This is a genomic window from Domibacillus tundrae, from assembly GCF_000970675.1.
Lineage (GTDB): Bacteria > Bacillota > Bacilli > Bacillales > Domibacillaceae > Domibacillus > Domibacillus tundrae.
The window spans coordinates 69,000-83,920 of sequence record NZ_LAJA01000005.1 but is presented as its reverse complement, the minus strand read 5'-3'; the positions used below and the strand labels follow the sequence as shown (position 1 = coordinate 83,920).

General features: G+C 42.9%; 16 protein-coding genes. 4 read left to right on the top strand and 12 right to left on the bottom strand.

Features of this window, described 5'->3' with window-relative positions; genetic code table 11:
* Position 1: 1 nt before the first annotated feature.
* The 9 genes from VQ00_RS06925 to VQ00_RS06885 all read right to left on the bottom strand — a co-directional run bounded on the left by VQ00_RS06925 (position 2) and on the right by VQ00_RS06885 (position 9,147).
* The gene (locus VQ00_RS06925; protein ID WP_425388355.1) at positions 2-766 is read right to left on the bottom strand and encodes a LamB/YcsF family protein; all 765 of its coding nucleotides are present in this window, start codon (positions 764-766) and stop codon (positions 2-4) included.
* Positions 767-783: 17 nt separating this feature from the next.
* The gene (locus tag VQ00_RS06920) at positions 784-1,536 is read right to left on the bottom strand and encodes an IclR family transcriptional regulator (protein ID WP_046179421.1); all 753 of its coding nucleotides are present in this window, start codon (positions 1,534-1,536) and stop codon (positions 784-786) included.
* Positions 1,537-1,633: 97 nt separating this feature from the next.
* Positions 1,634-2,413 (bottom strand): putative hydro-lyase, encoded by a 780-nt coding sequence (locus VQ00_RS06915; RefSeq protein ID WP_046179420.1) that lies wholly within the window; start codon positions 2,411-2,413, stop codon positions 1,634-1,636.
* Between the two features lie 2 nt (positions 2,414-2,415).
* Positions 2,416-3,780 (bottom strand): acetyl-CoA carboxylase biotin carboxylase subunit, encoded by a 1,365-nt coding sequence (gene accC, locus VQ00_RS06910; RefSeq protein ID WP_046179419.1) that lies wholly within the window; start codon positions 3,778-3,780, stop codon positions 2,416-2,418.
* 13 nt (positions 3,781-3,793) lie between these two features.
* Positions 3,794-4,255, bottom strand: coding sequence for an acetyl-CoA carboxylase biotin carboxyl carrier protein (gene accB / locus VQ00_RS06905; RefSeq protein WP_046179418.1), 462 nt, complete (start codon positions 4,253-4,255; stop codon positions 3,794-3,796).
* Positions 4,256-4,274: 19 nt separating this feature from the next.
* Positions 4,275-5,279, bottom strand: a complete 1,005-nt coding sequence (locus VQ00_RS06900) for a 5-oxoprolinase subunit C family protein (RefSeq protein ID WP_046179417.1) — start codon at positions 5,277-5,279, stop codon at positions 4,275-4,277.
* Complete coding sequence (pxpB, locus tag VQ00_RS06895; RefSeq protein ID WP_046179447.1) at positions 5,276-6,007, bottom strand: 5-oxoprolinase subunit PxpB; 732 nt, start codon at positions 6,005-6,007, stop codon at positions 5,276-5,278. Before pxpB ends, VQ00_RS06900 begins: the two co-directional genes overlap by 4 nt.
* A gap of 146 nt (positions 6,008-6,153) precedes the next feature.
* Positions 6,154-7,779: a family 14 glycosylhydrolase gene (locus VQ00_RS06890; protein WP_082091496.1), complete on the bottom strand. Its 1,626-nt coding sequence runs from the start codon at positions 7,777-7,779 to the stop codon at positions 6,154-6,156.
* 147 nt (positions 7,780-7,926) lie between these two features.
* Positions 7,927-9,147 carry an MFS transporter gene (locus VQ00_RS06885; protein ID WP_281175908.1) on the bottom strand — a complete coding sequence of 407 codons (1,221 nt, stop codon included), beginning with the start codon at positions 9,145-9,147 and terminating at the stop codon, positions 7,927-7,929.
* 402 nt (positions 9,148-9,549) lie between these two features.
* Here VQ00_RS06885 and VQ00_RS06880 point away from each other — a divergent pair, with 402 nt between their 5' ends.
* Positions 9,550-10,971, top strand: a complete 1,422-nt coding sequence (locus tag VQ00_RS06880) for a PstS family phosphate ABC transporter substrate-binding protein (protein ID WP_046179415.1) — start codon at positions 9,550-9,552, stop codon at positions 10,969-10,971.
* 1 nt (position 10,972) lies between these two features.
* Here VQ00_RS06880 and VQ00_RS06875 read toward each other — a convergent pair whose 3' ends face one another.
* The 3 genes from VQ00_RS06875 to VQ00_RS06865 all read right to left on the bottom strand — a co-directional run bounded on the left by VQ00_RS06875 (position 10,973) and on the right by VQ00_RS06865 (position 12,693).
* The gene (locus VQ00_RS06875; protein WP_046179414.1) at positions 10,973-12,073 is read right to left on the bottom strand and encodes a diguanylate cyclase; all 1,101 of its coding nucleotides are present in this window, start codon (positions 12,071-12,073) and stop codon (positions 10,973-10,975) included.
* An 82-nt stretch (positions 12,074-12,155) separates the two neighbouring features.
* Positions 12,156-12,338 (bottom strand): hypothetical protein, encoded by a 183-nt coding sequence (locus VQ00_RS06870; RefSeq protein WP_046179413.1) that lies wholly within the window; start codon positions 12,336-12,338, stop codon positions 12,156-12,158.
* Between the two features lie 103 nt (positions 12,339-12,441).
* A complete protein-coding gene (locus VQ00_RS06865) occupies positions 12,442-12,693 on the bottom strand; it encodes a YciI family protein (protein ID WP_046179412.1) in 252 nt (83 codons plus the stop codon).
* A gap of 122 nt (positions 12,694-12,815) precedes the next feature.
* On the opposite strand from VQ00_RS06865, the gene cidR reads away from it, so the two are divergent.
* The 3 genes from cidR (at position 12,816) to VQ00_RS06850 (ending at position 14,765) form a co-directional block, all read left to right on the top strand.
* Positions 12,816-13,712 carry a cidABC operon transcriptional activator CidR gene (cidR, locus tag VQ00_RS06860; protein ID WP_046179411.1) on the top strand — a complete coding sequence of 299 codons (897 nt, stop codon included), beginning with the start codon at positions 12,816-12,818 and terminating at the stop codon, positions 13,710-13,712.
* 134 nt (positions 13,713-13,846) lie between these two features.
* Positions 13,847-14,377, top strand: a complete 531-nt coding sequence (locus tag VQ00_RS06855) for an acyl-CoA thioesterase (RefSeq protein ID WP_046179410.1) — start codon at positions 13,847-13,849, stop codon at positions 14,375-14,377.
* Positions 14,378-14,390: 13 nt separating this feature from the next.
* A complete protein-coding gene (locus tag VQ00_RS06850; protein ID WP_046179409.1) occupies positions 14,391-14,765 on the top strand; it encodes a hypothetical protein in 375 nt (124 codons plus the stop codon).
* Positions 14,766-14,921: the final 156 nt, after the last annotated feature.

Genomic DNA, 14,921 nt, shown 5'->3' with positions numbered 1-14,921 from the left:
TCTATTCCTCCAGTGCGATTGATCTCACATCAATCGTTTCTTCCTTCAACTTTGTCTGAATCAGGCGGGCAAAAGACAGCGCATGGGGTCCGTCACCGTGAATACAGACAGTGTCCGCTTGTATCTCGATATCTGTTCCATCTGTTGCCCGTACTTTCTTTTCTTTTACCATGCGGACAACCTGTGCGGCTGCTTCTTCCGTGCTTTCAATCAATGCATTTGACAAACGGCGCGGCGTCAGCATGCCTTCCCGTGTGTATGTACGGTCTGCAAAAACTTCACTTGCTGTTTTCAGACCTGCTTTTTGGCCGGCTTCAATCAATTTGCTTCCAGCCAAACCGTACAGAATGAGGGACGTATCCACGTCTTTAACGGCTGCCGCGATGGCAGAAGCCATCTCTTCATTTAAAGCTGCCATATTATAAAGTGCTCCATGCGGCTTTACATGATGCAGCGCAGTTCCTTCTATGTTGACAAACGCCTGAAGGGCACCGATTTGGTACACAACAAGTGAATACACTTCTTCCGGTGAAAGTGCCATATTTCGGCGCCCAAAACCGGCTAAGTCTTGAAAGCCTGGATGGGCACCCATTTTCACACCATGCTCCATCGTTAAATGAACGGTCCTTTTCATGACATCCGGATCGCCAGCGTGAAATCCACAGGCAATATTTGCCGAAGTAATGTATGGCATAATTTCTTGATCATGGCCAATTGAGTATGCGCCAAAGCTTTCTCCCATATCGCAGTTAATGTCAATCTTCACAAGCTGCACCTCCAAAATCAGCGGTCATCGGCTCCTAATTCAATGGAAATTCGCCGTGATGCTTCTGTTAATTTTTTAATCATCTCTTTTGCGTGCGCTTCATCCTGAAAGCGGACTTCAGGACCGACCAGGCTGATCCCGGCTATCACATCCCCCTTATGATTAAAAATGGGGGCAGCAATAGCGGAGGAATGATCTTCTAATTCGGAATGGCTGATAGACCAGCCTTTCTTCCGTGTTTTTTGGATGAGCTGCCGCAGTTCTTCTTTATTTGCCGGTGTTCCCTTTGCGTACCGTACCATCTGAAATGATTCAATTAACCGCTCTCGTTCTGCCTGCTCCATAAAAGACAGCAGTATACGCGGACATGCCCCTCCATATAAAGGGGCACGGCGGCCGATTTGTGTATAAACGCGGACTCGCTCCTGCGTATCAACTTTCTCAATGTAAACTGCTTCATTTCCGTCCCGGATCACAAGATTCACGGCTTCTCCTGTTTCTTTCCGAAGTCTTTGCATATGAGGCAATGCGACCGACCGGATATCCAGCCGTTCTGCGACAAGATTACCAAGTGCCAGGAAAATAAGCCCTAAATGGTAAGCACCTTCTCGGTCTTTCTCCAGAAATCCGAGTTCAACCAGTGATTCCGCCATTCGATAAGCAGATGTTTTCGGCAGCCCTGTTTTTTCTATCATTTGCACCAATGTTAATTTTTCTTCCGTAAAAAACAGTTTAATGATTTCCATTGATTTAAGGACGGTTTTATTCATTTTTCTGCCTTCCCCCTGTTCCAATAAATGGAATGATTTGTCCATTTACCGTTTTGTTCCATTATATATGAAACAATGAAAAGGGAAACAGTCCATTTTATAAAACAGAATAGTGGCTGTCTTTTTGATCGGTAATAAACATATGTCCAGGCGCGTGTGTAATCATCAATTCCGGCTTGCTTGACATCGCAATCGATTGCGGGGTTGCACCGCATGCCCAAAAAACAGGTGTTTCCCCTTCTTTTATCGTCACTGCGTCACCAAAATCCGGCCGGTCAATCTGTTTTATACCAATTTGCTCCGGCATGCCGATATGTACCGGTGAACCGTGCACCGCCGGAAAGCGGGACGTTACTTCGACTGCGCGTATCACATCTTTGGATTGGAACGGCCGCATGCTGACCACAAGATTCCCATGAAAAACGCCAGCTGGTTCACATGGCTTGTCCGTAATATACATCGGTACATTTCGCTGTTCTTCGATATGACGAATGGAAAGTCCATTTTCAAGCAAGGCATGTTCAAATGTAAAGCTGCATCCGATTAAAAAGGAAACAAAATCTTCCTGCCAGTAGGATTCAATACTTGTTACTTCTTCCACAAGCTCCCCGTGACGGTAAATCCGGTATTTTGGTGTGTCATACCGCAAATCAGCTGTTGGTGCAGTCAGTCGAGGAACCGGCGATCCTGCATCCGTTACTTCAAGAAGCGGACACGCTTTTGGGTTCCGCTGGCAAAACAGCAAAAAATCATATGCCTGTTTTTTCGGCAAAATCACAAGGTTGGCTTGTGTATACCCAGGGGCCAGACCCGCTGTTGGCGTCGTCCATTTGTTTTCCCGAATCTGCTTGCGAACCCATTCCAAAGATGTTTCCATTTTTACGCCTCCTTTTGTTCTATTGAAAAAAGATCAACCTCTTCTAAAAAACGTGTAGTAAATGTTCCTTTTTGGAACAGTTCCTGATCAAGCAGCCGCAAATGAAACGGAATCGTTGTTTCAATTCCTGTGATGACCATTTCATTTAATGACCGTTTCATTTTTTGTATCGCTTCTTCCCTTGTTTCTGCCCAAACTATGACTTTTGCAGTCATTGAATCATAAAAAGGAGGAATCGTATACCCAGCGTAAACCGCACTATCCACCCTGACCCCAAAACCACCTGGCGGAAGATATTTTATCACGCGTCCCGGAGACGGCCGGAAGTCATGTTCAGGGCTTTCCGCATTAATCCGGCATTCAATAGCCCAGCCCGAAATGGTGATATCTTCTTGTTTATACGAAAGCGGCCGGCCGGCTGCGACCTTTATTTGCTCTTTAATAATATCCACTGCTGTCACAAGTTCCGTCACAGGATGTTCGACTTGAACACGGGTGTTCATTTCCATAAAGTAAAACTGGCCGTGTTTATCAAGCAAAAATTCAATGGTTCCCGCACTGTGATACTGAACGGCTTTGGCTGCTTTCACTGCCGCTTCACCCATTTGACGGCGGAGTTGTTCACTTAACGCCGGGGAAGGAGCTTCTTCCACCAGTTTTTGATGCCTTCTCTGAATGGAACAGTCTCGTTCACCAAGATGAATCACATGCCCGAAGCGGTCTGCTAACACTTGAATTTCAATATGGCGCGGTTCCTCGATATATTTTTCAAGATAAACAGCAGCGTTGCCAAAGGCTTTTTCCGCTTCAGACTGTGCTTGATGAATCGCCTGCTGCAAGTCCTGTTCTGTTGCCGCGAGGCGCATCCCTTTTCCACCGCCTCCCGCTGTCGCTTTAACAATAACCGGATAGCCAATTTCTTTTGCCACCTTCAAGGCCTCATCTTGATTTTTAATGATTCCTTCTGTACCAGGCACCGTTGGAACTCCTGCTTCTTTCATCGTGGAGCGCGCCACCGCTTTTTCCCCCATCTTGCGGATCGCTTCCGGCTCCGGTCCGATGAACACAACGTTGCATGCACGGCACATCTCTGCAAAATCGGCGTTTTCAGCTAAAAAACCATATCCCGGATGAATCGCGTCTGCCTGTGTCACATCCGCCGCACTCATGATGTTATGCATGTTCAAATAACTGTCTTTAGCAGGTGTTTTCCCGATACAAAGCGCCTCGTCCGCAAGCTTTACATGCAGTGATTCACGGTCCGCTTCTGAATAGACCGCAACCGTTTGGATGCCCATTTCTTTACAAGCGCGAATAATACGTACCGCAATTTCCCCTCTGTTTGCAATCAATACTTTTTTAAACATATGAATGCTCCTTTTACGATCGCTTCTTCAGCTTAAAAAGCGGCTGTCCGTACTCCACAACATCTCCATCTTGCACCAGTACTTCCACAATTTCTCCATCCATATCGGCCTGAACTTCGTTGAACAGCTTCATGGCTTCTACAATGCAGACAACTTGTCCTTTTTCAACAGCATCCCCAGCTTGAACAAACGGGTCTTCATCTTCATTTGCACGCGCGTAAAAGGTGCCCACCATCGGAGAAGTAATGACTTCATCTTTTGAGATGACCTCATCCTTTGATGCTTCATTTGTTTGTTCATGTGATGTTGGCTGATTAGGCATTGACACATTGAACTCTTGCTTTTGATCTTTATCTTGAAGGACAGGCTGTTTCTCAAGCTTCATTTTCATTCCTTCATATTCAAAAGTGAAAACATTGACACTAGACCGGTCAATAATGTTCACCATTTCTTGAAAGTCACTCATTTTAATCATGTGCTATCTCCTTACATATTCATTCAAATGACCATTCTTTTAACAAAAGAGCGGTTTGGATTTGTTTCATTTCCTTTTCACGTTCGATATAGAGCTGCTCTGCTTCATGAAGTGTTATTTCTTTAAAGCGGATGTGATCTCCCGGCTTCATCTGGGCCATTATCGGTAAATCAACCGTTGCAATTTGTCCGATTCTCGGGTAACCGCCGGTTGTCTGCCGGTCTGCAAGCAGCACAATCGGATTTCCGTCGCTCGGCACTTGAATCGTTCCATTGGCTACTGCTTCAGATAATAATTCGAATGGCCGTTTCAATTGAAGAGATGGACCTGAAAGCCGATATCCCATCCGGTCAGAATGTGGCGTAATTTGAAATTCCTGTTCAAAAAACTGCTTTTGAGCCAATTCAGAAAATTCCTCAAATTCCGCTCCCTTTAATACACGGACAACTTTCCCGTTTACATAACGTTCAAATGGCACATACCAGTCAGCTGCCGCAAATGAATTGTGTTTCAGCTTCTTTTGAAGTGCTCTTTTTGCTTTCATAGAAAAGCTGTTTTCCTCTGCCAAAGGAATCACATCGCCTTCCTTAAGGGCACGCCCTTTGAAGCCGCCAATTTCGCCGCGTATATACGTACTTTTGCTGTTCATCACATTTGGAATTGAAAAACCGCCTGCCACAGCGATATATGCGCGGCATCCAACTTTACAGCCTGCAAAAGAAAGAACGGCGTCTTTTTTCACAAAAACGGGCCGCCATAAAGGAACAGGACTTCCGTCGATGACCGGGTTTAAGTTTCCGCCTGTAATGGAAATCAATGTATCTTCTTCGAACTGAAGAGATGTACCCATCATCGTCACTTCAATGGCCGCCTCTCCTTCTTCATTTCCAACTAATACATTGGCAAAGCGAAGCGAAAACGAATCCATGGCACCGCCAACAACAACTCCGTACTGTTGAAATCCATATCGCCCTAAATCCTGAATCGTTGCCAAGAGCCCCGGGCGGATGATCTGTACACTCATTGCACTCTCTCCTGATACTGTTCAAATTCTTCCACTGTAATTGGTACAAATTTCACGATATCCCCCGCCGACAGCAAGCTTGGCAGGTCACGATCCGGCCGGAAAAGAGCCATCGGTGTCCGTCCGATCAGCTGCCATCCACCCGGTGTGGAAATCGGATATACGCCTGTTTGACTGCCTGCTATTCCAACACTTCCAGCCGGAATAGACGTGCGCGGGGACGGACGGCGCGGAGCATTTATTTTTTCTGAAAGACCGCCAAGGTAAGGAAATCCCGGTGCAAACCCAATCATATAAACGGGATACTCAGCGGATGCATGCAAATGAATCACTTCATCGGTCGAAAGATGGTTGTGTCCTGCCACAAAATCGAGATCCGGCCCAAAATCACCGCCGTAGCAGACAGGAATATCCACAATCCGCGGAGTGCTTTCTTCTTCTTCCACAAGTGTCTCCAACATCCGTTCAAGAATGGCCTGGACAATTTGAAAAGAAGATTTCCCTATTTTGCCATATGCCTGCTTCACAATAAATGGGTCAAAAAAAATCGTTACACTGGCAAAAGCAGGTGTACATTCAATGAAACCGGAGAATGATTCATGCTGAAGTTTTGTTGCTAGGGCTTTTACTTTTTTATTAATGAACGAATTGATTTCTGTTCCAAATTGAACGGTTATTGCCGCCTCTCCTAACGGTTTCATTTGGATTTCTTCTAATTTTTTTTTCATCATTTGAATCTTTCTCACCGCCCTTGTTCCGAATATTGGAACTATAATTCTTTATTTCGGAATATAGAATTATTATAATTATCAGAAAAACAAAAGGCAAGAAAAATAAAAAACGACCAGGAAGAATCCTAATCGTTTTTAGCAATTTACCAGCTTCCATCATATATAGCTTTCCCTGATACTGGTGTCGTATACTGATTATTTTCCCCGTCCTGCCAAACACGCTCTCCTGATGCGGTTTCATATAAAAACTTAAATGAATAGGAACGGTTTGCTGCAAGATCAAACGTGCCACTCCATGTTCCATCTCCTTTTTTCATTAATTCATATGAATACGCATCCGGATTCCAGTGCCCGATTTCGCCGCGGTCGCCAATGACGTATACTTTCTCAGCCGATATAGGAACTTCTGATATATTCATGGTCACCGGCATTTGTGTCAGCGCGAGCTTATCCACCATCATGTTAAATTCATTCGTTGGGTTCCCAGCTTCATCAAACAAGTAATTCATGCGCAGCAATGTAAAACCATCGAATCCATAGTTGAATGTCATCTCTGCTGAATTGTCAAAGCCCCACTCATTATTGATCATCGCCAGCGCGTTTTCTCCGTTCAGTGAAATACCCCGTTCATTGGCCAAAGTGGCGATTTGGGTCACAAGCGTTTTCGGTGCGCTGTAGTAAGGAGCAGCTTGCGCATTATTGTCATCCATTTCTAAGCATGTGAATGTAAGGGCCAGATCTGCTTTTTTCACTCCATCCAGCAGTCTTTCATAATTATAATAACCTGTACTATACTCGGCCGCATGCGGCATCTCCGGATCATTCATTTTCCAATGTACGCCTGAAATTTTCACCCCGATTGGCACATCGAACGTACGGTCAAACTGTTTGTGTGCAGCTTTTGAAATGTTCTTCATGTGTACTTCGAGTGCGCCTTGATACCAGCTCATAAAATCTTGTCCATATGCGGTTTCATAAGCTGTGCCGCTTGTGAAAAATTCGTCTCCGTTCGCCGGCGGCCCAATTTCATGCCATTTTTTATAAGCTGTGCCCCATGCCGCGTTCAGCTTTTCCACATTTTTGTACTTCTTTTTCATCGCATTTTGAAAATCTTTCTTCGCTCCATCAGTATAAGCCTGGAGCTGTCCACGTTCCGGCCAGTCCCATCCATCCGCAAATTGATAAGACGGATAGCGAAGTTCGCCCGCCGGTCCGCCACTTAAATAAATTTTCGCAATCAAGTCTTCTTCATCCGCAAACTGCTTAGCAAATGAGCGGTAAAATTCTTCGTATTGCTTGGCAGCCCCTTTCCACCAAGGTGCTAATGCTTCTTTATTCAGATAACCGCTTTCACTTTCGAATACCATATTTTCAATATTATCTTTTTTCCACAGCCATGACGGGATCGGATAATTGCAATCGTCTCCTACATTGCCGCCGCATTGATGCGTCGACATAATCGGCACCCATTTTAGTCCAGACGCTTCTATGACATCTGCGTACTTTTCATAATAAGACCAATCGAATTGATTATCCGCTTTTCCTTCAACCATGCCCCACCAAATATCCGTCGTCAGTGCATATACGCCGTTTTCTTTCATCGTTTTAAGCTTTGCTTCAAATGCATTCCAGTCCGTAATTTCTGTCAGCGGCGCCATCACATAAAGCTTGTAGTCCTTCTGAACTTCCGCCTGAGCCGGAGTTCCTCCCCCAATTGCTGACACAATGAGTAATAATAGTGCCATAAACACGTATGCTGTTTTCTTCATCCAGCATAACCCCTTTCGCATTTTATGCAAACGCTTTCATTAAAAAGCAAAAAAAGAAGTTCATTCCTTCTTTTCAAAAAAAGTATAGTAAATGAACTTCTATTCAGTCAATCTTATTTTAAAAAACAAAACTTTATATCTAGATTACTAGAGCGCTTTTCGTTCGGCATCTGCATCTTTTGATGTGTTTAAAATCTTGCCATACCGATAGTAAACAAATGCAGCTGCTGCAAAGCCGATTACAGCTAAAAATGCATCAAAAATAAAGATGATGGCGATATTGCCTGTTTCGGATAAAAGACCGGTCACGAGCGGCATGACGATCGATGCCAGTCCTGCTGCTGTTGCGACAATACCTGTTACAGTTCCTTTTTTCTGCCAAAAAAGCTCGGTCATAATCGTAATCGCCAGCTGGAAAATACCTGCTGTCGAAAAGCCGATAAAAAAGGCTGTTACAACCGCAACTTCTGGAATTTTCACTGTTAAAATTGTTGTGATTGCCACAAATGTAATGATTGGATAAATGACAATAACCGTTACCGGACGAAGCATTTTTTTCAGTAAAATTGACAAGGATAATACAGAGATAAGCGCCCCAATACTATAGTAGCTAAGCAATTTCATTGCGCTTTCTGCCGCCATACCGAGCACTTCTTCTCCATAGCTTGGCAGCCATATTTGTGCGACTGTGAACAGACCGGTTGATGTAAACCCAATAATGACGAGAGCAATTCCTTCGCGTGAAAATTTTGGCTCAATGGCAAATTTCGACTGCCCGGCATTTTCGGCTGCCTGGCTGGCTACAATCGCACGGTGATCCGGAAATTTAACCGTCATGAGAAACAGCATGTTTAAAAAGAAAATCGCAGCCGGTACGAAAAATGCATAGCTGTACGATGATCCCTGATTAGCAAAAAACAAAATCATAAACGGCAAAATTGCTGCGCCGACAGACATAAATGCTTTGACCAGGACACTTGCCGATCCGCTTGATTTTGGAAAGATTTCAATCAGCCCCGGATAGGAACCCGCATCCATTGCCGAGTTGGCCACACCCGCTAAAAGTGCAAACATAAAAGCTGCTTGATAAATCGGTGACAGCGGAATGCCGACGAGAAAAATCCCCATGGCGAGCGCCGCAAAAATAACGAGCGGCTTCCGCCCGAACCGGTCAGACAAATAACCGGATAATGCGTATGTAAGCAGCTTCCCGATCCCAATCGCGGCAATAATGTAACTGATGCCCGCTTTGTCTGTGTCCCATTTTTCAGACAATGAGGCCATATTAGATGAGAGCATAATATTGACCATTCCAAGCAAAAAATAATTGATATATAGGCCAGATGCCGCTTTTGTATATGGATTCACTTTTTAACATTCCCTCCTTTTTCAAACATTTTTCATTATACCAAACATTTGAATGATTCGTTTTGTTTTCTCATGGAAAAACATGGTTCACCACTGCGATATGTTTAGCATAGCTTTTTAATACTATCCTATTTTCAAAGAATGTATTTTTAAAAATAATTGCTTTTATTCTTTTGCACACAAAAAAATGATGCAATAAATAATCTCCCTTGTCACATAAACACAAATAGTGTAATATTACACCGATATTAACACAATTAACAATAGAAGTTTTTCTGAATACGGGGGAGACAATAAGGATTCTCTCTAAAAGTAAAGACAATAATGGTTTGAACAAATGTTGAAGCATAAGGCAGAAAGATTTGATAGAAAAACTCAGGATTAATGAAAGGGTGCAAATTGATGAACACAAACAAAGGAGCCTTTTATTTTTTCAATTATGGGCTCGTTCCATTTTTGCTTGCTTTTATAGCGGCGGCAGGTCTTTCTGTTTATGATCAGTTAACGATCGTTTTTTCAACTGTTTTTGTAGTGGGAGGTTTAGCTTCAGGTATTTGGGCTGGCAGGAAGACAGATAGACCGTTACACGCATTCCTTTATCCACTTTTTTATACGCTTGGGTTATGGACTCTGTTTATGATAATAAGCGGGGGCTTTTACGGGGCAGATGCCTGGTTTTGGTTTACCATTTTACATATTCCACTTGCACCGGTGTATTTTTTCTCTTCGCTTTACGGAGTCGGCTATCTTTTTATTTTCATTCCCGTATTGTACGAGCTTGCTTTTTTCATTGGTTTTCTCGTCAAAAAACAAAAGCTGAACGTTCAATCAGGAAGAAAAACAGCTTTGATGCTTATGGCTGTGCTGTTTTTTGCTGGTATTGGCTTATATATTACATGGGAACGGATTCAGACTGTACTTCCCTCGTATGGTTTTCACTATGAGGGCGGCAATTCCAGTACAGATTTAACCCCCTATAATGTAACAAACCCAAACAACATACTGCCGAAGCTGGCTGAGGAAGCAAGTTTTTCTATCGATACACGGCAAAACATGCTTGTGATGGATGGAGCGGAAGCCGCTTTTCCTGTTTATTCGGCTTTTGCGCAGGCCGTTTATAAAAATGCGGCACAAAATAGTAACTTTATTACGTTCACAAACACCATTTTTGCTTATGAGCGATTAGTTCATAAAGAAGTAGATATTTATTTTGGCGCTGAGCCGTCAAAAGCACAGCTGAAAATGGCCGATGAAGCAGGGGTTGAACTTGTGATGACACCGATCGGCAAAGAAGCATTTGTCTTTTTTGTAAATGAAAACAACCCGGTTCTTGACCTTTCGGTGGAGCAAATCCAATCGATTTACAGCGGCGAAACGACAAATTGGAGCGAAGTCGGCGGAAAAAACAAAAGGATTCTTGCTTTTCAGCGCCCTGAAAATTCAGGGAGCCAAACGTGGCTGCAAAAAATCATGACCGGCCACACCATTATGACACCCGTGAAGGAAGAGGTCCCGGAAGGAATGGGCGGCATTTTGGAACAAGTGGCAGATTACCGTAATTACAAAAATTCCATCGGCTTTTCCTTTCGCTTTTTCGCTGCCGGCATGCGTGACAGTGAACAGTTGCGGTTTTTATCGGTTAACGGCGTCACACCTGATCCGGAAAATATATCAGATGAACTTTACCCATTCACTGCAACTTTGTATGCCATTACACTGAAAGAAAACAAAAAGCCGTCCTTAACGCCTTTTCTTGACTGGATGCAAGGCAATCAGGGACAGCAGCTTATTGAGGACATTGGTTATGTGAAATTAAAGAAATAATTTAAGAACAAATTGCTTCTGCCGCCGCACAGATGACTTTGTTCCGTCCCTTTTGCTTCGCTTCATAAAGCGCATCATCTGCTAGTTTTAATAATTGTTCCGCTGTGAACTCGCTTGACGCAGCCAGTCCGGCGGAAAACGTAATAGGAATTTCTAAGTCATTCACACAAACGGGCTGCGTGGCGATCATCTCACGGATTCGTTCGATCGCCTCTATTGCGTTTTCTTTTGTGCAATCCGGTAAAATTACAACAAATTCTTCACCGCCGTAGCGGGCAACAATATCAATACTGCGTAAATTATGAAGCAGCCGTGCACTTACGGTCTCGAGAACACGATCCCCGACAATATGTCCATATGTATCGTTTACTTTTTTAAAGTAGTCGATATCAATAAATGCAAGAACGAACGGTTCGTCTCCACGCTCACCTGATGAGAATTTTTGAAAATAGTTCATGAATGCACGTCGATTATATAATTTAGTCAGTGGGTCTTTCCTGGCAGATTCAATCAATTTTCGTTTCGATACATATTCGTGATACAAATCGTTAAGCATCCAAACGATTAGGAAACTGAGTAAAATGTTCATTGGGAGAACGATAGGCATAATAAGTGATAAATAGTCTACAAAAGAAATGACGCCGAAAAATGCGACGAATAAAACATTAATAAAATTAAGTGTGAAAACGGACAAAAGAATACGTTTCATCCGTGTCAACCTTGGAAAAAACAAGTGAAGAAACATTCCTGCAGTAGACAACACGACCATATTACACAATCCTACAATCGCTGCTTCACTTATTCCAAACGTTAAGCGCGCGAGGCCAATCCCAAATCCGACAACGAAAATAAAAAAGGCGTTTTTAGCGAACAGTGCGGCAATAAGGACCGGAACGAAACGAAGATCAAAAATGACTTCATCATCCAAATGAATACCAAAAAACATTGATATCCATCCAGAAAAAATAGCGAGCGCCAAAAGCAAAGTATTTTTCAAACGCGGCGATGCATTCACTAAAAATTGTTTGTATAAAAGACCACTTACTGAAACAATCGCGATCAGTAAAGATGCATTAATAATAAATTCTTTTACATTCACCATACAACGTCCTCATCCCTGTTAAGATCTGATTAATAAGCCAAAAGAAATGCCCCAAAGAGCTCTTTGGGACGGTATAAAAATCTTACGCTGTTTCATATAAATGGATATAAGCCGCATTTTCTATTACAAAATGGGAGTCTCGTTCCATTTCTAGTTTGCACACATGATAATAGACGCAGGAATAAGCACCTCCTTCATAAAACATTTCAGCTGCTTCTAATTGATCTTTTGTAAAAAAATCATGCAGTACATGCAGTTTTGCCATGGAAATCCCTCTTTTTTATTTACATACCCTCTTTTCACCGTATTAGTACTATTTACTCAAAAAAAAAAAAAAAAAGATGCCCGGATTGGTCCGGGCACCAAATTCAGTTCTTATTCCACTCTTTTAATTCCAGCCGGCGTACTTTATGAGTCACGGCCGGATCGTTTTCGGCTAATTCAAGTGCTTCTTCATATGTATCGGCTACATACACAACAAGGCCGCCAGAGCCGTCCGTAAAAGGCCCTTTCGCAAATACCTTATCTCCCAGTTCCGCTAAATAGTCAAGATGAAGAGGACGTACTTCCTGGTTTTTTTCAGGATCAATCATGTGTAAAAGGGCAGCATAAAACGCCATCGTTATTCCTCCATTTCAGTCTGAATACTCTGTCATTATAGCAGAAAAACGAAAAATAGATGGATCATTTTTCATTAAAAAAGGCATCATGTGTATAATGAGAGTAAAAAAAGGTGTAGGAAATGGACATTAAACATTTGCAGTATTTTATTGAAGTATCAAATTTCAACAGCTTTTCAAAAGCGGCCGATCATTTGTTTATTACCCAGCCGACCATAAGTAAAATGATTAAAAATTTAGAAACGGAGCTTGGCGTGGAATTGTTTGACCGCTCAAAAAGAAAGCTCGTTTTAACCGACGCGGGCAGAATTTTATTAGAGCAGGCGAAGCTCGTAGACAAGGCATTTCATAATTTGGAAACAGAGCTCGACAATTTGCTTGAATTAAAAACCGGCCACATCCGGATCGGACTGCCGCCTATTTTTGACGCACACTTTTTTTTAAAAGTCGTCGGCCTGTTTCACGAAAAGTACCCTGGCATTACGTTTCAGCTCAAAGAAGAAGGCTCGAAATCGATTGAAGAAGCCGTTGAACAAAACGAGCTGGACGTCGGCGTCATCGTTCTCCCAACACAGGACGATGTATTCAATCACTTCGCGTTTATGGAAGAAGATTTAATGCTGATTTTGCCAATCTCCCACCCGCTCGCAAAACGGACGGAAGTTGACTTGGCAGAGCTGTCTTCTGAATCGTTTATTTTGTTCAACAAAGACTTTGCCTTAAATGACCGGATCATTTCTTCCTGTAACGATGCGGGGTTCCATCCACACGTTATTTCTGAAAGCTCGCAGTGGTCCTTTATCGAAGAAATGGTCGCGTCAAAACTCGGCATTTCTCTTTTGCCGGAAAGCATTTGCCGGCACTTGCATGATCACGTGTGTGCAGTGAAAGTGGTCAATCCGTCCATCAACTGGCATTTGGCAATCATTTGGGGGAAAAATCAATATTTATCCTATGCCGCTAAAGAGTGGCTTCATTTTACAAAAGAACATTTTTCAAAAACGGCTCTCCTCGATTAGAGCCGTTTTCCCATGCCAGCTATTCATACATGGAAGCATTTACATAGATAAAAGCTATATTTAGAATAAAAAACAACCATTTTACTTCCTTTTCGAACGGGCGTACACTGACAATATGGAAGGAATGATCCAATATGACTGTCTTAAAAGAAGCAATTAAAACACGTGAAAGCCGCATTGTTCACACCGATCAAGTGTTAGCATGCGATTTAAATAATTATCAAACCTTATTCGGCGGCGTGCTGATGAAAAAAATTGACAGCGCCGCTTGTCTTTCTGCAAGACGCCATTCTCGCGTAAAGCAATGTGTAACAGCCTCAACAGACTCGATCGACTTTTTAGATGCCATCCGTGAAACCGACTCAGTTTGTGTTGAATCGTTCGTGTCTTTTACGGGACGGACATCGATGGAAATTTTCTGCAAGGTCATTGCTGAAGATATTGCGACTGGAAACCGCCGGATTGCCGCTACAGCCTTTTTAACATTTGTTGCATTGGATGAAAATAAAAAGCCGGTAGAAGTGCCAGGGGTAATTCCAGAAACAGAGGAAGAGAAGTTTTTGTTTGAAACAGCGAAAGACCGGGCGGAAGTGCGTAAGCATCGCAGAACAAAAAGCAAAGAGCTTGCGGAATACATGACACTCAAAAAACCATGGGACAGATAAAGGAGGAAACAGAATGATTGCTACATTGTGCAGCATTGATGAGTTAAAAGAAGCGAAAAAAGCCATCGATCAATTGCAGGATTCTTATCCTCATTTGTTCGACAAAATGGTGCATGTCGCGGGTTTAACACGGGCATTACAGTTGAAATATCAGTATATGGGCTGCTTGATTATGGATGAAGATTCGGCAGACTGCCTGCCGAATATCCCGTACAGCTCTGTGCTTCGTCTTTACAAAAAAGAAGTGCAAACGTTAAAAAATGACGAGCATATCGCCATGTTAAAGCAGCTTTTTACCTCGTTCAAAGAAACAGGCTATGCAAAAATCAGCTTGCTTGCCCTTGGCCGGTCTCCTGAATCGCTCGTTGGCGCATCAAGCGTAAAATAATACAAACCAGGAATGTCCGCTAAGCGGCGTTCCTGGTTTTTTATTGTTTTTAGCAACCGGAGGAGTTGACGTTTTACGAATAAAGCGTACGATAAAAGTGAAAGTGCAGTATTCACCTAAGACTCTCATCATTGTTGTTTCATTATGAGGAGGAGA